Genomic DNA, 14,904 nt, shown 5'->3' with positions numbered 1-14,904 from the left:
CTGCAATTTAGCCGGGGCGGCCTGCGTGTCCCCCTTACTCGGTGCCTGGCAGGCCATCGAGCCCGCGTCGGATCTTCTCCAGCAACTCGTCGATATGGAACGGTTTGGAGATCAGGTCCATGCCTTCCCCCAGGAAGCTTTGGCGATTCGCTGCGTTTTCCGCATAACCGGTCATGAACAGAATCGGCAGCGTAGGACGCAGGCCACGGGCGACATCGGCTAATTCCCGACCGGTCATGTAAGGCAGGCCGACATCGGTAAGCAACAGGTCGATGCTGGTGTCCTGGTTCAGGGTGGCGATCGCTTCATCACCGTCGGCCGCCAGGCTGCAGCGGTAACCGGCGTCGACCAGCACCTCGGCGACGAAGCTGCGCACCGAGGGCATGTCTTCGACGATCAGCACGTGTTCGCCGCTGCTGAGCCCGGGCGCCGCAACGGGCTTGGTGGTTGCGCTCGCCGGGCCCGAGGCAGCGGGCAGCATGATGGTGACCTCGGTGCCCTGGCGGGTGACGCTGCGGATCTGTGCATCGCCGCCGGACTGGCGTGCAAAGCCGTAGATGGTCGACAGCCCCAGCCCGGTGCCCTGGCCCAGCGGTTTGGTGGTGAAGAAAGGGTCGAACACTTTGTCGATCACACTGTGTTCGATGCCCACGCCGTTATCGCGCACGGAGAGCGCGATGTAGGCGCCGTTTTCCAGTTTCAGGTTGCCGTTGGAGTAAGCAGGGTAGGTGGTCACCCAGATATTGCCGCCCTTGGGCAGCGCATCGCGGGCATTGATGACCAGGTTCAGCACCGCGCTTTCCAGTTGGATCGGATCGACCAGCGCCACGGCCGGGTGGGTCGTCAGCTCGAGTTTGAGCGCGATGTGTTCACCGATCGTGCGCACCAGCAGCTCTTCCAGTGAGCGGATGTGCGCGTTGATATCCACCGGGCGCGTGTCCAGAGGCTGCTGGCGGGCAAACGCGAGCAGGCGGTTGGTCAGGCCGGCGGCGCTCAGGGCCGAGCTCAATGCGGCGTCGGCATAAGCCTTGACCTTCTCGGTATGCTGAGTGTCGAGGCGTTTTTTGATCAGCTCAAGGCTGGTGATGATCCCGGTCAGCAGGTTGTTGAAGTCGTGGGCGATGCCGCCGGTGAGTTTGCCCAGCGCGTCCATCTTCTGTGCCTGCAGCAACTGCGCCTCGGTGCGCGCCAACTGCGTGGTGGCATTGGTCAGCTCGGCCAGCTGATGGCGCTCGCGATGGCGATGCTCGGTGACGTCTTCGACAAACACCAGGCTCAGTTCGGCCCGGCGATAAGGCGAGATTTGCCACTCGGTTTCGCGCACTTGGCCATCGACTTGCATTTGCAACGTGCCTTTCCAGCGCTCGCCCGCGGCGAGACGCAGGCACAGCTCCTGAATGACGGCCTGCTGATCGCTGGCGAAGCATTCGAGCAAGGCGTCAGGGTTCAGGTTGTCCTGGATCAGTTGGGTGAACGCGTGGTTGCATTCATGCACCTTCAACTGCGGGTCCATGACGGCGATCGGCGCGCTGATGTTGAAGAATATTTCGCGAAAGCGCGCCTCGCTCTCGCGCAAGGCGTATTCGGTATCACGCACGCGCAGCAACGTGCGCAGGGTTGCCAGCAGCACGTCCGGGTCCACCGGGTGGATCAGGTAGGCATCGGCGCCGGCGTCCAGGCCGGTGATGATGTCGCCCGTCTCGATGGACGCAGCCGAGACGTGCACCACCGGTAGCAGAGCGGTCACCGGGTCGGCGCGCAGCGCGCGCACGATGTCGAAGCCACTCATGTCCGGCAGATTGACGTCGAGGATGAGCCCGTCGATCTGTTTGCTCGCGATCAGGTCCAGGCCCTCTTGGCCGGTGCCGGCTTCGAGCACGTGGTAGTGATGGCTTTCCAGGCGTCGGCGCAGGGCATAGCGGGTGGCGGCGTTGTCGTCGACGATCAGCAGCTGGATGTCACGATTCATCAGCAGGCCCGCCCGCAATAGACAGAGGAATGATCACAAAGAACATCGACCCGACGCCTGGGGCGCTTTGCACCCCGACACTGCCACCGAGCAACTCGGCAAAGCGCTTGCACAGCGAGAGCCCCAGGCCGGTGCCGCGCAGGCGTTTTTGCAGCGGTGAGTCGATCTGGGAAAAGTCTTCGAACAGGTTGTTGTGCAGCTCGGCAGGAATGCCCAGGCCAGTGTCCTGTACCGCAAAGCGGATCTCGTGCGCGCTTTCCATGCGGGCCGACACGCGCACCTCACCTTGCAAGGTGAACTTCAGGGCATTGGAGATAAAGTTGCGCAGGATCTGCGCTAGCTTCTTGTCATCGGTGTAGAGCTTGGGCAAGCCTGCGGGCTCTTCAAAGATGAGGTCCACCGACGAGGCGTCGACAATCGGGCGGAACATCCCGCGCAATGCCGAGAACAGGTCGAACATGTCAAACCAGGCAGGCGAGATGGTGATGCGCCCGGCCTCGATCTTGGCCAGGTCCAGCAGGTCGTCAACCATCTCGCGCAGCTCGCGCGCCGAGCTGCGGATGAGGCCTACCTGGGTCTGCTGCTCGGGGCTCAAGGGGCCGTCGAGTTCATCGGCAAGCAAGCTGGTGATGCTCAGGATCGAGCCCAGGGGCGTGCGGAATTCATGACTCATGTACGACAGGAAGCGGCTTTTCAGGTCTGATGCCTGACGCAACTGATCGGCCTGCATATCCAGTTCGGCATACAGTGCCAGCACGCCCTGGTTGGTCTCATCCAACTCGGCACGCAAGGCGTCGGCTTCCTGGTGCAGGCGCTGCACTTGCTCAGTGAGCGAAGCAATGGTGTCAGCCATCAATGGCCTCCAGGGCAATCACGAAGACGGTAACGTCATCCCGGCCGCGACAGAAGTCACGGTGAAGGATGGCGGCGATCAGGGCCGGGTGGCGGTGGCAAAGCCCGGGATAGTCCGCAAGGTTCCAGCGTGACTGCAGCCCGTCGCTGTAAAGGATCAGCAGTTGGCCGCTGACCTGAGCGTAGTCGAAGGGTTGCGCCTTGCGAAACTGCACGCCGACGATGCCCGGGTGGGACGCCAGCCCGCGCGACTTGCCGAAGGCAATCAGGCTGGCGCCGATGTTGCCCACGCCGGTGAAACGCAGCCGGTCAGCCACGGCGTCGTATTGCGCCACGGCCACTGCGCCGCCCCGGGTGCCGTTCATGCCGATATGCATGTCGTTGAGCAACGTGGCCGAGTCCTGGAAGGGGTCTTGGGCAAACACCTCTTCGCCCGCGCGCGCTGCCCGTTCGGCTTCGCTGCCATGGCCCAGGCCGTCGGCAACCATCACGCTGAACCGGCCCGCTTCGATTGCCAGGTGCCAGGCGTCGCCACAGGCCGGATCGTCGTGCAAGGAATGCTGGCTGACGCCATAGCGGATATCCCACGTGTTCGACGTGCGTGGGTAGAGCCGCGCCAACATCGCCGTGCCCCGATGATCGGCATACACATCAAAGACCTGGGCCACACGCGATATGGCGCCCATGCCGATGCCTTGCGTGCCGCCCGTGGAGAACCCATCCACCAGGCAGCTTTCCAGGTCGAAGCCCTGACCACGGTCGACGGCAATCATTTCTACGCCCTGATTGCCCGTAGCGCGCAGGTGCAGCTCGCCATGGGCGGCATGCTTGAGGATGTTGCTGGCAAGTTCGGTCGCCACCAGGGCCACGCGCCCGGCGTCGGTTTCATCAAGCCCCAGCAGCTCGGCAAGCTGCTGGGCGCTGCGCCGGGCATAGCCGATTTGGCTGACATCTTCGATCAAAAGCACTTGGGTCAAGGCGCTGGGAATATTCAGGTCCATCGGGTGATCGTCACGCGTGTGCCCTCGCCGGGTGCGGTTTCCAGTTCAAACTCGTCCACCAGGCGCCTGGCGCCGGTCAGGCCCAGGCCCAGGCCGCTGCCGGAGGTCCAGCCGTCGGTCAGGGCCAGCTTGAGGTCGGGAATGCCGGGGCCTTCATCGCGAAAGGTCAGGCGCAGGCCGGGGCGATGGTCTCTTTCGACGACGCTCCAATCCATGTACCCGCCGCCGCCGTAGACCACGGTGTTGCGTGCCAGCTCACTGACGGCCGTGACCAGCTTGGTCAGGTCGATCAGGCGCATGCCGCAGTCCTGTGCCAGCCTGCGTACTAATTGTCTGGCCAGCACAACGTCCTGTTCGATCAGCACGGGATGCGTGCCGCTGCTGGCTTGGCTCATAAGTGTTCTACCCGGTCACGCAGCAGTTTCATGCCGCGCTCGACGTTCAGTGCGGTCGCCACGCCGGGCAGGGTCATGCCCAGTTCCACCAGGGTAATGGCCACCGCCGGTTGCATGCCCACCAGCACGGTCTGCGCGTCCATGATGCGCGACAGGCCGGAAATGGTGCCGATCATGCGCCCGATGAACGAGTCGACCATGTCCAGCGCCGAAATGTCGATCAACACGCCGCGCGCCGACGTGCGGCTGATGCGCTCGGACAGGTCGTCCTGCAGCGTCATGGCCAACTGGTCGTGCATGTCGACCTGAATGGTCACGAGCAAAAAATCGCCCATCTGCAAAATAGGGATGCGTTCCATGCTTAGACAGCCTTGCTGATGGTGACGCCCAGGCGTTTGAGGGCCAGCGCCAGGGCATCCGCCAAGTTGGCTTTGGTCACCACGCCTTGCAGGTCAAGGCCCAGGTGCACGATGGTCTGGGCAATTTGTGGGCGTACGCCGCTGATGATGCAATCGGCACCCATCAGGCGGATGGCGGTGACGGTTTTCAGCAAGTGCTGGGCCACCAGAGTGTCGACAGTCGGCACGCCGGTGATGTCGATAATGGCGATTTCCGAGCCGGTGTCGACGATGCGTTGCAGCAGGGACTCCATGACCACCTGGGTGCGTTGCGAGTCCAGGGTGCCAATCATCGGCAGGGCCAGCACGCCGTCCCACAGCTTCACTACGGGGGTGGACAACTCCAGCAATTCTTCCTGCTGGCGTTTGATGACCGACTCACGGGACTTCTGGAAGGTGCGGATGGTGTGCATGCCCAGCGAATCGAGCAGTTCGGACACTTCCCACAGTTGCTCGGCCAGTTGCGCCGGTTGTTCGGCGTACTCACGTTGCAGCAGGCTGAACACTGGGCCTTTAAGGGCGAAAATGAAGCTGGCAGTCTGCTGCGAATCTTGGCCGATCAAGGCACGGCTGTGCGACAGCTTTTCCAGGAAGACCCGGGTTTCGGCCCAGTTTTCATGGCTTACCTGCTGTGAGCCGCCCTGCAGAAGCGCGTCGATCAGCAAATTAAGGAAGTCGCCCGCTTGCTGTTTGACGTCATCACCCTTGACGTTTCGTGTGGCTCCCGAAGCCTCGAGGCTCGTAATCCATTCGGTCAGCAGGGCAGGGCGTTGGGTTTGCAGCGCCTGGATTGTATGAGCTTGAAGAGTTGCCACGAGAGTCTCCTTGAACGGCTTTAGTTGTTGCGGTGCAATTTATACTAAGTTGGGTTTTTTTGAATTGTTTCGTGGATTTTTCGTGTTCAAATCCGGCCGTATTGCTCATTTTCGTCTCTGCTACTCAAGCCGATCAGCGGCGTCAACGCTGCCCTCGCTCGAAGACTGCCTGTATCGACACCCGCTTCACTGGATTTATCCACCGTAAATGCGATGAAGCGCGAAGATGGCAGGGTACGCAGCGAAGGTAGCAGGTCATCGCGGTGCGGGCGCACCTGACGCGCTGATAGCGCCGGCTTCATCGTTGTCGCCGGGTTATCAATCCAAACCCGTGCAGGCACACATGGCGCGCCACCACTGCCCATACGATAATGCCCCCCAAATCGACCACCCTGGCCCATCCCGTGATCATCAACTTCGACCTCAACGACCTCCAGGCTTTTCGCGCCGTGGTAGACAAGGGCAGTTTTCGCGGCGCCGCCGAAGCCATCCGCATCTCGCAGCCGGCGCTGAGCCGGCGCATCGAAAAGCTCGAGTCCGCCCTCGAGGTGAAGTTGTTCGAACGCACCACGCGGCGGGTCAGCCTGACCATGGTCGGTCGGGCATTCTTGCCGCAAGTGGAGCGCATGCTCGACGACCTCGATGTCGCCTTGATGGGCATCAGTAACGTGGCGTCCACGCGCATGGGCAACGTGACCATTGCCTGCGTGCCGTCCACCGCTTACTACTTCATGCCCCACGTGATCTCCGAATTCCACAAGCTGTACCCCAAGATTCGCCTGCGCGTACTGGACGCCAGCGCCGGCGAGGTGTGCAACGCGGTAGAAAGTGGCGAGGCGGATTTTGGCGTGAGTTTCAGTGGCAGCCTGGCCGACGAAGTGCAATTTGAACTGTTATTGCAGGAGCGCTACGTCCTCGCCTGTCGGCGTGATCATCCGTTGGCCGAGCGCGAGAGCGTGACCTGGGCCGAGGCCTACGAGCACGATTACATTACCGTGGACAAAACCTCGGGCAACCGCTTCCTGCTGGACCAGGCGCTGCGTGGGGTGCGGGTGAAAAAACCGAGTATTTGCGAGACCCACCACGTGACCACGATGATCGGCTTGGTGGAGGCGGGGCTGGGCGTGGCGATGGTGCCGTCGATTGCGATGCCGGCGGGCACGCACCCGATTCTGGTAAGCGTGCCGCTGGTAGAGCCGCAGGTGATGCGCAATGTGGGCTTGATCAAGCGCCGCGGGCGGACGTTGCCGCCGGCGGCGCTGGAATTGGAACGGTTGGTGCGGGAGATGCCGTTTCGGTCAGTGTGATACCGAGTCCAACCCGGTGGATTGCACCAGCGGTTGCGCCTCGGGCGAGGCCAGGTACTGCAACAGTGCCTTGGCCTGCGCCGGATGTTGGGCGTTGACCGGAATGCCCGCCGCAAAGCGCGTCACCGATTGCACGTCTTCCGGGATCTTGCCGACGTAAGTCACGCCCGGCACCGGCAGCAATTCCGCCACCTGCTGCAGGCCCACCTCGTATTCACCCTTGGCGACCACCGAAGCCACCGGGATGCGCTCGATCATCTTGCCCTTGGCGGGCATGCCGAGCTTTTTGAACAGCTCCTTCTCGACATACACACCGCTGGCGCTGTCCGAATACGCCACGGACTTGGCCTGGCTCAGCACCGCTTTCAACTCGGCATCGGTGCCAATCGCCGGCTTCGCGGCGCCTTGCCTGACCACCAGGCCGATGCGCGAATCGGCCAGCTCCACCCGCGACGCCTTGTCGACCTTGCCCTGCTTGATCAAGTCATCCAGGGCATAGCCCACCATAATGACCACGTCGGCGTGCTCGCCACGGGCCAGGCGGTTGGGAATCGCTTCCGGCGCCTTGCCCATGGACGGGCCGAGAATGGTGTCGAGGGTGTCGCCGCTTTGCTGGGCGTACTGCGGGCCCAGCAGTTTATAGGCGGCGGTGAAGCCACCGGAGGTCATCACCTTGAGTTCTTCGGCCTGGGCCGTCAGCGCCAAAGCGCCGAAGGCCAGGGCGGTCAGGGTTTTGCGCAGCGGCTTGATCATGCGGCCCCCTGCATCACCTGCCCGCGGGTATTGGCGCGGCGGTACAACGCGAGGGTCGAGCACAGCGCGCACAACGCGGCAAACATCATCCAGTAGGCCGGCGAGGCCTTGTCTTCGGTGATGTGAATGAACCAGGTGGAGATCGCCGGCGTGAAACCGCCAAAGATCGCTGTCGCCAGGCTATAGGCCAGCGAGAAGCCCGCCACGCGCACTTCCACCGGCATGATTTCGGTCAGCGCCGGGATCATCGCGCCGTTGTACATGCCGTACAGGAACGAGAACCACAGCAGGGTTTCCAGCATGTGGCCGAAGCTTGGTGCGTTGACCACAAACGACAGTGCCGGGTAGGCGGTGATCACGGTCAGCACGGTCATCGCCACCAGCACCGGCTTGCGGCCGAAACGGTCACTCAGGGTGCCGCCGATCGGCAGCCAGACAAAGTTCGACACGGCCACCAGCAAGGTCACCAGCAGGGCGTCGGAGGTGCTCAGTTGCAGCACGGTCTTGCCGAAGGTCGGGGCGTACACGGTAATCAGGTAGAACGCGGTGGTGGTCATGGCCACCATCAGCATGCCGCCGATCACCACGGTCCAGTTCTTCACCAGGGTCGCCAGCACTTCGCGCATGGTCGGGCGATGCTTGCGGTTGGCGAACTCTTCGGTTTCCTGCAGGTTACGACGCAGCAAAAAGATGAACGGGATAATCACGCAGCCGATGGCAAACGGAATACGCCAGCCCCAATCGGCAACGACGGCCGGTTGCATCCACACGTTCAGGCCGTAACCCAATGCGGCGGCGACCACGATGGAGATCTGTTGGCTGCCCGACTGCCAGCTGGTGTAGAAACCCTTGCGGCCCGGGGTGGCCATTTCGGAAAGGTAAACCGACACGCCGCCCAGCTCCGCACCGGCAGAGAAGCCTTGCAGCAAGCGACCCAACAGCACCAGCAACGGCGCCCACAGGCCGATGGTTTGGTAACCCGGCACCAACACGATCAACAGCGTACCGCTGGCCATGATCGACAGGGTCACGATCAACCCTTTGCGGCGACCGACGTCATCGATATAGGCGCCCAGAATGATCGCGCCCAACGGTCGCATCAGGAAGCCCGCGCCGAACACGGCGAAGGTCATCATTAATGACGCAAACTCATTAGCGGCGGGGAAGAACGCGGCGGCGATGTAGGTGGCGTAAAAGCCGAACAGAAAGAAGTCGAACTGTTCGAGGAAGTTGCCCGAAGTAACACGGAATACCGCACCAACTTTCGAGCGAGCAGAGTCGGGCCGGGAAGGGCTAGTCATGGTTTTGTGTCTCCAGCGTTCTTTTTAAAGTGCTTGTTTCGCTTAAGACCGCGGATAGTGGCTGACACATTTAGAAATGATAAGTGAGTAATTTGGATGCATTGATGCGTCATGGCTATCAATCGCTGCTGGCGTCCAAAATCTCGCCACTGTTCTATGCTTGAAGCTGTGACCAATTCTTACGGATGGGAGGTGGCAATGGCTGACAAACACGAGCACCGGGATGAGCACGCGCATGAGCAACCTCGGCGGCAGCCTGAAGAGGAAAAGCCGCAGACCTGGAAGCATCCGGACGATGGTACGGAGCTTTCCGAGCGAGATCAGGAGCGGCCGCTCAAGCCCTGATTGAATGAGCGAACGCAGTCTAAAAGTGGGAGCAGGCTTGCTCGCGAAGGGAATGCGTCAGTAACCAGCAGGCTCACTGATTCACCGCCTTCGCGAGCAAGCCCGCTCCTACATCGGCGCCACGTTCAGCCTACGATCGGCGTGCACAATTCCACCAGCGTGCCATCCGGGCAGCGCACATACGACACCACCTGGCCCCAAGGCTTGGTGGCGGGTGGCGCCAGCTCCGTCGCGCCGTGGGCCAGCGCTTTGGCATGGGCGACGAACACGTCTTCGGTCATGAACCCGACCTCCATCCCCAGCGGCCTTTTAGAGGCATGCGCCTGGACATGACCCCCGTCGAAATTCAATTCGCCCAACTCATGCGCCGCAAACGAGAGCGTGGTGTCGCCGGTTTCAAGCTCGCCGTAGGTGCCGGATTCATGCAGGAAACGGCGACTGAAGCCGAAGGCTTTCTCGAAAAACATCAGAGAGGCGGCAACGTCGGGTACATAGATGATGGTGTAGGCAAATTTCACGATCAGGCGGTCCTTGCTGAAAGAGTGGATGAATGAAATGCCTCATGACAGCAGCACGGAGACGGGAACCCCCCACGCCAACACCACAAACGCGATCACGGTTGCCAGGCACAGACCGACAAACACCCGCGTCAGCGTTCTCACCGTGGGGTTGGCGATCCCCTTGACTACCCAGAGACAGAACCCGGCCACCACAATGGCCAAGGCAATAATGAACAGCACGATGGTGTTCCTGTGGCCTTCAAGCGCTGATTTATAATCCCAAAGCCGTCCGATGAACAGTGTTCACATAGACGCAGCCCCGCGGGCTTTCTAAACTGCGGCTTGTCTTGGGGAAAGGGGCAGGTGCCGATGAATCGCAATGAATTACGCAAGGCCGACATCAACCTGATGGTGGTCTTCGAAGCACTGATGCTCGAGCGCAATGTTACGCGAGTGGCGGAGAAGCTGTTTCTCGGTCAACCGACCATCAGTTCGGCCCTCAACCGTTTGCGCACATTGTTCAATGACCCGCTGTTTATTCGCGTCGGCCACCGTATGGAACCCACCGCGCGCGCCGAGGAGATCATTCAGCACCTGTCACCGGCCCTGGATTCATTGTCGTCGGCCCTGAGTCTGACCCACGATTTCGATCCCACCCAGAGCACCATGACCTTTCGCATCGGTTTGTCCGATGACGTCGAGTTCGGCCTGCTGCCGCCCTTGCTGCGGGCGTTGCGCCAGGAAGCGCCGTTGGTGGTGTTTGTGGTGCAGCATGTGGATTACTGGCGCATCCCTGACCTGCTGGCGTCCGGCGATATCACCGTCGGCATCACCCAGACCCGCGGCCTGCCGGCGAATGCCAAACGTAAACTGCTGCGGCATATCCGCCCCTGCCTGCTGCGCGCCGACGCCTCGGATAAACCGCTGACCCTCGACGAATATTGCGCACGCCCTCATGTGCTGGTGTCCCACACCGCCAACGTGTCCGGGTTTGCCGATGAATGGCTGGCCGAAATTGGCCGCAAGCGCCATGTGGTGCTGTCGGTGCCGCAATACAGTGCGCTGCCGGCGCTGCTCGCCGGCACTGACATGATCGCCAGCTTGCCGGACTACACCGCCCAGGCCATGGCCGCTGGCGGCAACCTGTTCTGCGAACCGTTTCCGTTCGAAACCCCGACCCTGGACTTGTCCATGGTCTGGCTCAGCCACGTCGACACCGACCCGGCGGAACGCTGGATGCGCTCGCGGCTGGAAGCGTTCATGAGCGAGCGCGACATGCTGCCGGTGCTGGCGACAAAATCTTGAGATAGCCCTTCAGGGAGTGCCACCGATGATTCCATCCCGTTCCTTGCTGCGTGGGCGCGGCAGTCATGACAGTGGCAAAGTCGGCATGGTCGAGCTGTTTTTCGACTTGGTGTTCGTGTTCGCCGTGACCCAATTGTCCCATTCGTTGTTGGCGCATCTGACCCTGGACGGGGCGGTGCAGGTGGCGCTGATGATGGTTGCGGTGTGGTGGGTGTGGATCTTCACGTCGTGGATCACCAACTGGCTCGATCCAGAAAAAATCCCGATTCGCCTCGGCCTGTTCGGCTTGATGGTGGCCGGTCTGCTGCTGTCTTCCTCGATCCCCAAGGCTTTTACCGACCGAGGTGTACTGTTTGCCGGCGCCTACGTATTCATGCAGGTAGGACGCACGCTGTTTGCGTTGTGGGCAGTGCGTGGCGAGTCGCTGAACATGATTCGCAATTTTCAGCGAATCCTGGCGTGGATGCTGTGTTCCGGCGTGTTCTGGATCACCGGCAGCCTGCTCGAAGGTCAACAGCGCTTGGCTTTCTGGGCGCTGGCGCTGTTGATCGAACTGATATCGCCGTCGGTGTATTTCTGGGTACCGGGCCTGGGGCGTTCGACCCTGGCGGACTGGAACGTCGAAGGCAACCACATGGCCGAGCGCTGCGGCCTGTTTGTGATCATTGCCCTTGGCGAATCATTGCTGGTGACCGGCGCCACCTTTGCCGAATTGCCCTGGAGCGTAGAAGGCCTGGGCGCATTTCTGGTGGCGGTGGTGGGCAGCATTGCGCTGTGGTGGATCTATTTCGACAGCGGCGCCGAGCGCGCCCATCACCGGATTGCCAGCTCTGCCGACCCGGGCCGCCAGGCGCGGATTGCCTATACCTACCTGCACGTGTTGATTGTCGCCGGCATCATTGTCAGCGCGGTGGCCGACGAACTGGTGCTGGTGCATCCGGGCCATGCCAGCCAGGCCGGCGTGGTCGCGATCATCGCCGGCCCATGGTTGTTTCTAGTGGGCAGCGCCTTGTTCAAGTGGGTAATGAGTGACCGGTCATTGCCACCGCTGTCGCACCTCGGCGGGTTGCTGATGTTGCTGGTGGTGTTGCCGCTTGGGTTGCAGCAGGTGTTTTCGGCCTTGGTGCTGGGCGCGCTGACCACGGCGGTGTTGGTGATCGTGGCCGTTTGGGAAAACCGTGCGCTGCGCAGCCTGAACGAAGTTTCACACTGAAGGCGTTCTGATTCGGTTCGGCTGCGTGCTATATGTATCGCTCTTTTTCCTACAACTATTCGGAGCTTTTCATGCCGCACCTGCACCTGGAATACACCGCCAATCTGACCGGCCTGGCCGTCGAGAAAACCCTGTTGCGGCTCAACAATGTGCTGATGGCGTCCGGGCAGTTCGGTTCCGAGTTCGATATCAAAAGCCGCGCCGTCAAGGTTGAGACGTTCCAGGTCGGCACCTCACTCAACCCACGAGGGTTTATTGCGCTGAAGCTGTCACTGCTCAGCGGGCGCTCGCCGCAGGTCAAGAAGCAGTTGTCGGAAAGCCTGTTGGCGGCGTTGCAGGACCAGGGCGAATGGCCGGCGAATATTCAGGTTCAACTCAGCGTCCTGCTGGTCGACATGGACCGCGATTCCTACAGCAAAGTGGCGATTGGCTGAGGGCTACAACAACCCCTGATCGGCGCACACCTTCACCACTTGCTCACGAAACCAGGTATTGGCACTGTCCTGGCCGCTGGTTTCGTTCCACTGCATGTCCAGGGTGAAGCCCGGCAGCCCGTTGGGCGCCTCGCAATGGCCAAACACGCTGGCGGGCGCCAAGAGCTTTTGCACACGGCGCGGAAGGGTGACGATGAAGTCGGTGCCGGTGATCATCTTCAACGCGGCGCTGTAACTGTTGGCCCTGGCGACCACTTGGCGCGTGTGGGCCTGGCGTGCCAGCCAGCCGTCGATCATGTTGGTGTGGGAGGTCCAGGGCGTGGGAAACACGTGCCGCCGCTCGACGAAAGATTGCAGGCTGAACGCCGGCTCGCGTGGGGTCGCGCGTTTATCGAACACACACACCAAGTCATCTTCCAGCAGCATCTGGACCTTGAAGTCTTTGTGGGCGCGGTGAAAGTTCGGGCCGAAACAAATCACCAGGTCGAGGCGACCTTCGCGCAAGTCCTCGGCGGGAATCTCGGTTTCCAGCTTTTGCACATTGACGATCACTGGCAGGTCGGCGCGGTCGAAGTTCTTCAACAGGCGCGGCAGGATCAGTTGCTCAAAGTACTCCGGCGCGCACACGTTGAACGTTACGGCCTTCTGCGTCGGGTCGAAGGTCTGGCCACCGGCGTGGCACAGGTTGATGCTCTCGAGGATCTTCTGCACATGCCCGTACATGGTCGTGGCTTTGTACGTAGGCCGCATGCCTGCCCGCGTGTTGATAAACAGCTCATCCTCAAAACTGGTGCGCAGTTTCTTCAGGCTGTAACTCACAGTGGACTGGCTGACGAACAGCGTTTCAGACACCTCGGTAACGCTGCTCTGGTCGTAGACGGCGATGAACACCATCAAGTCCTGCATATCGAGCTTTCTGAGCAAATTACTGTTTAGCATCCGTTCCATCCGGTAAGCCTTGGCACTGAGGCAGCGCGCGACAAGGGCAAAAGCTTAACGGAACGGTCGTGCCATTAGAAAGCTCTGTAGGGCGTTTCTATGTTTGGTGTGGGACAAAAAATGTTGGCAATACGACGTCAGCGGATATGTCGTGCGTAATGCTTAGGATTGAAACGCGTGACGATCAGCAGCATCACCCCAATCACGGCGGTCAGTGACCACCAGGCCCATTCGAAGCTGCCGAGTTGGTCGCGGATCATCCCGGCAATAAGTGGCGACAAGCCAGCAATCAGGTAGCCGATGCCTTGCACAAACGCAGTCAGGCCGCCGGCGCGGCGCGGGTTGTCCAAGTGGTCGAGGGACAGGATCAGGCTCATCGGAAACAGACCGCCAATGCCCAGGCCCAGCAGGCAAGGCCACAGCAGGCTCAGGTATTGAGGGCTGAGAATAAGGCCGCAAAAACCGCAGATGATCAGCACCAGCAACACCGCAACTACCCCGCGTTTGTCCTCACGGCGGTTGGCGATGGCCGGGGTGATCAGGCCGGACACGACTTCCATGGCGGTCAAGAACCCCAGCAGCAGGCCGGCCTGTTGTTCGCTCCAGCCTTGCTCCACGTAGTACGGCGCCAGCCACGCCAGTACGCAGGTGTAGGCGGCGGTGCCGAGGCCGAAAAAAATCGCCAACAACCATGCGCGACGATTGCCGAAAAACGATTCCTGCGCGCCGGCACCGGCCTGGGGCAGTGGCGGCATTGCCGAACGCTGGGCGTACCAGAACACCAGCGCCAATACCGCAAGCGCCGCCCAGATGGCCAGGCCCATACGCCAGCTGCCGGTCTGCACCTGCACGAGCGGCGCAAACGAAGCGGCCAGTGCCGCGCCCCCCATGATGGCGGTGACGTACAGGCCCATGAACAGCGAGACGTTGGCGCTGAAGCGCGTCTTGATCAGCGCCGGCATCAACGCCTGGATCATCGCGATACCGACGCCGGCAGCGATGGCGCTGACGATCAACGCCGACGCCGAATCCACAAACAGCCGCGACAGCGTGGCCAAGCCAATCACCAGCAGTGACAGCACAATGCTGCGGTGCTCGCCCACGCGTTTACCCAGGCCCATGCCAAAGAACATCGCCAGGCCCATGGCCATGACCGGCAGCATGGTCAGCAGCGCGGCGCTGCTGAAACTCAACGGCACATCGCCGCGAATCGATGACAACAGTGGACCGACGGCGGCCATCGACGGGCGCAGGTTAAGGGCGACCAGTACGACGCTGATCATCAGCCAGACAGCGGTGGCGGGCGTTGCGCGAACGTTTTCCATGGGTGGACCTTGAAGAGACAAGGGCGAATCAGGCCACGCAGGGGGGTAGGGG

18 protein-coding genes are annotated in these 14,904 nt (G+C 61.5%); 5 read left to right on the top strand and 13 right to left on the bottom strand.

Translation table 11 applies throughout. The annotated features are described in order from the left end of the window. Nucleotides 1–34: 34 nt before the first annotated feature. From AACW30_RS20585 to AACW30_RS20555, 7 genes are all read right to left on the bottom strand, one after another. Nucleotides 35–1,969 (bottom strand): response regulator, encoded by a 1,935-nt coding sequence (locus tag AACW30_RS20585; RefSeq protein ID WP_200623274.1) that lies wholly within the window; start codon nucleotides 1,967–1,969, stop codon nucleotides 35–37. After that, entirely contained in the window at nucleotides 1,959–2,822 is an 864-nt protein-coding gene (locus tag AACW30_RS20580) for a sensor histidine kinase (RefSeq protein WP_200623271.1), read from the bottom strand. The genes AACW30_RS20585 and AACW30_RS20580 overlap by 11 nt, the downstream gene beginning before the upstream one ends. Continuing rightward, on the bottom strand, nucleotides 2,815–3,822 hold the full coding sequence (locus AACW30_RS20575; RefSeq protein WP_200623270.1) for an ATP-binding protein: 1,008 nt from the start codon (nucleotides 3,820–3,822) through the stop codon (nucleotides 2,815–2,817). Before AACW30_RS20575 ends, AACW30_RS20580 begins: the two co-directional genes overlap by 8 nt. After that, nucleotides 3,813–4,217, bottom strand: coding sequence for an ATP-binding protein (locus AACW30_RS20570; RefSeq protein ID WP_106576991.1), 405 nt, complete (start codon nucleotides 4,215–4,217; stop codon nucleotides 3,813–3,815). The genes AACW30_RS20575 and AACW30_RS20570 overlap by 10 nt, the downstream gene beginning before the upstream one ends. Further along, entirely contained in the window at nucleotides 4,214–4,576 is a 363-nt protein-coding gene (locus AACW30_RS20565) for an STAS domain-containing protein (RefSeq protein ID WP_200623269.1), read from the bottom strand. The genes AACW30_RS20570 and AACW30_RS20565 overlap by 4 nt, the downstream gene beginning before the upstream one ends. Nucleotides 4,577–4,578: 2 nt before the next feature. Next, on the bottom strand, nucleotides 4,579–5,430 hold the full coding sequence (locus AACW30_RS20560; RefSeq protein ID WP_119739112.1) for an STAS domain-containing protein: 852 nt from the start codon (nucleotides 5,428–5,430) through the stop codon (nucleotides 4,579–4,581). An 86-nt stretch (nucleotides 5,431–5,516) separates the two neighbouring features. Beyond that, nucleotides 5,517–5,732 carry a hypothetical protein gene (locus AACW30_RS20555; RefSeq protein ID WP_200623268.1) on the bottom strand — a complete coding sequence of 72 codons (216 nt, stop codon included), beginning with the start codon at nucleotides 5,730–5,732 and terminating at the stop codon, nucleotides 5,517–5,519. Nucleotides 5,733–5,834: 102 nt separating this feature from the next. Here AACW30_RS20555 and AACW30_RS20550 point away from each other — a divergent pair, with 102 nt between their 5' ends. Further along, the gene (locus AACW30_RS20550) at nucleotides 5,835–6,737 is read left to right on the top strand and encodes a LysR family transcriptional regulator (RefSeq protein WP_200623337.1); all 903 of its coding nucleotides are present in this window, start codon (nucleotides 5,835–5,837) and stop codon (nucleotides 6,735–6,737) included. Here AACW30_RS20550 and AACW30_RS20545 read toward each other — a convergent pair. Beyond that, entirely contained in the window at nucleotides 6,729–7,487 is a 759-nt protein-coding gene (locus tag AACW30_RS20545) for a substrate-binding domain-containing protein (protein ID WP_200623336.1), read from the bottom strand. The two genes, AACW30_RS20550 and AACW30_RS20545, sit on opposite strands and share 9 nt — an antisense overlap. Further along, nucleotides 7,487–8,791: an MFS transporter gene (locus AACW30_RS20540; RefSeq protein WP_106576988.1), complete on the bottom strand. Its 1,305-nt coding sequence runs from the start codon at nucleotides 8,789–8,791 to the stop codon at nucleotides 7,487–7,489. Before AACW30_RS20540 ends, AACW30_RS20545 begins: the two co-directional genes overlap by 1 nt. A gap of 198 nt (nucleotides 8,792–8,989) precedes the next feature. On the opposite strand from AACW30_RS20540, the gene AACW30_RS20535 reads away from it, so the two are divergent. After that, nucleotides 8,990–9,136 (top strand): hypothetical protein, encoded by a 147-nt coding sequence (locus AACW30_RS20535; RefSeq protein WP_164487912.1) that lies wholly within the window; start codon nucleotides 8,990–8,992, stop codon nucleotides 9,134–9,136. Between the two features lie 125 nt (nucleotides 9,137–9,261). On the opposite strand, the gene AACW30_RS20530 is transcribed toward AACW30_RS20535, so the two are convergent. Together AACW30_RS20530 and AACW30_RS20525 are read right to left on the bottom strand one after the other, a co-directional pair. Beyond that, nucleotides 9,262–9,654, bottom strand: coding sequence for a VOC family protein (locus tag AACW30_RS20530; protein ID WP_106576986.1), 393 nt, complete (start codon nucleotides 9,652–9,654; stop codon nucleotides 9,262–9,264). 42 nt (nucleotides 9,655–9,696) lie between these two features. Beyond that, the gene (locus tag AACW30_RS20525; protein WP_106576985.1) at nucleotides 9,697–9,876 is read right to left on the bottom strand and encodes a hypothetical protein; all 180 of its coding nucleotides are present in this window, start codon (nucleotides 9,874–9,876) and stop codon (nucleotides 9,697–9,699) included. A gap of 129 nt (nucleotides 9,877–10,005) precedes the next feature. On the opposite strand from AACW30_RS20525, the gene AACW30_RS20520 reads away from it, so the two are divergent. The 3 genes from AACW30_RS20520 (at nucleotide 10,006) to AACW30_RS20510 (ending at nucleotide 12,588) form a co-directional block, all read left to right on the top strand. After that, nucleotides 10,006–10,941 (top strand): LysR substrate-binding domain-containing protein, encoded by a 936-nt coding sequence (locus tag AACW30_RS20520; RefSeq protein ID WP_106576984.1) that lies wholly within the window; start codon nucleotides 10,006–10,008, stop codon nucleotides 10,939–10,941. A gap of 25 nt (nucleotides 10,942–10,966) precedes the next feature. Beyond that, nucleotides 10,967–12,154 carry a low temperature requirement protein A gene (locus tag AACW30_RS20515; RefSeq protein WP_119739116.1) on the top strand — a complete coding sequence of 396 codons (1,188 nt, stop codon included), beginning with the start codon at nucleotides 10,967–10,969 and terminating at the stop codon, nucleotides 12,152–12,154. 71 nt (nucleotides 12,155–12,225) lie between these two features. Then, nucleotides 12,226–12,588 (top strand): 5-carboxymethyl-2-hydroxymuconate Delta-isomerase, encoded by a 363-nt coding sequence (locus AACW30_RS20510; protein ID WP_106577293.1) that lies wholly within the window; start codon nucleotides 12,226–12,228, stop codon nucleotides 12,586–12,588. 3 nt (nucleotides 12,589–12,591) lie between these two features. On the opposite strand, the gene AACW30_RS20505 is transcribed toward AACW30_RS20510, so the two are convergent. Together AACW30_RS20505 and AACW30_RS20500 are read right to left on the bottom strand one after the other, a co-directional pair. Next, entirely contained in the window at nucleotides 12,592–13,527 is a 936-nt protein-coding gene (locus AACW30_RS20505) for a LysR family transcriptional regulator (RefSeq protein ID WP_106577292.1), read from the bottom strand. 137 nt (nucleotides 13,528–13,664) lie between these two features. Then, nucleotides 13,665–14,852, bottom strand: a complete 1,188-nt coding sequence (locus tag AACW30_RS20500; protein ID WP_200623265.1) for a cyanate transporter — start codon at nucleotides 14,850–14,852, stop codon at nucleotides 13,665–13,667. Nucleotides 14,853–14,904 lie beyond the last annotated feature (52 nt).

Origin of the sequence: Pseudomonas sp. MF6747 (assembly GCF_963890955.1) — a bacterium.
Classification (GTDB): Bacteria; Pseudomonadota; Gammaproteobacteria; order Pseudomonadales; family Pseudomonadaceae; genus Aquipseudomonas.
This window is presented reverse-complemented; position numbering and strand designations above follow the sequence as displayed.

Coding starts and splice junctions, on each gene's coding strand:
- AACW30_RS20585 (WP_200623274.1), bottom strand. CDS start 1,969: ATGAATCGTGACATCCAGCTGCTGATCGTCGACGACAACGCCGCCACC.
- AACW30_RS20580 (WP_200623271.1), bottom strand. CDS start 2,822: ATGGCTGACACCATTGCTTCGCTCACTGAGCAAGTGCAGCGCCTGCAC.
- AACW30_RS20575 (WP_200623270.1), bottom strand. CDS start 3,822: ATGGACCTGAATATTCCCAGCGCCTTGACCCAAGTGCTTTTGATCGAA.
- AACW30_RS20570 (WP_106576991.1), bottom strand. CDS start 4,217: ATGAGCCAAGCCAGCAGCGGCACGCATCCCGTGCTGATCGAACAGGAC.
- AACW30_RS20565 (WP_200623269.1), bottom strand. CDS start 4,576: ATGGAACGCATCCCTATTTTGCAGATGGGCGATTTTTTGCTCGTGACC.
- AACW30_RS20555 (WP_200623268.1), bottom strand. CDS start 5,732: ATGAAGCCGGCGCTATCAGCGCGTCAGGTGCGCCCGCACCGCGATGAC.
- AACW30_RS20540 (WP_106576988.1), bottom strand. CDS start 8,791: ATGACTAGCCCTTCCCGGCCCGACTCTGCTCGCTCGAAAGTTGGTGCG.
- AACW30_RS20535 (WP_164487912.1), top strand. CDS start 8,990: ATGGCTGACAAACACGAGCACCGGGATGAGCACGCGCATGAGCAACCT.
- AACW30_RS20520 (WP_106576984.1), top strand. CDS start 10,006: ATGAATCGCAATGAATTACGCAAGGCCGACATCAACCTGATGGTGGTC.
- AACW30_RS20515 (WP_119739116.1), top strand. CDS start 10,967: ATGATTCCATCCCGTTCCTTGCTGCGTGGGCGCGGCAGTCATGACAGT.
- AACW30_RS20510 (WP_106577293.1), top strand. CDS start 12,226: ATGCCGCACCTGCACCTGGAATACACCGCCAATCTGACCGGCCTGGCC.
- AACW30_RS20505 (WP_106577292.1), bottom strand. CDS start 13,527: ATGCTAAACAGTAATTTGCTCAGAAAGCTCGATATGCAGGACTTGATG.
- AACW30_RS20500 (WP_200623265.1), bottom strand. CDS start 14,852: ATGGAAAACGTTCGCGCAACGCCCGCCACCGCTGTCTGGCTGATGATC.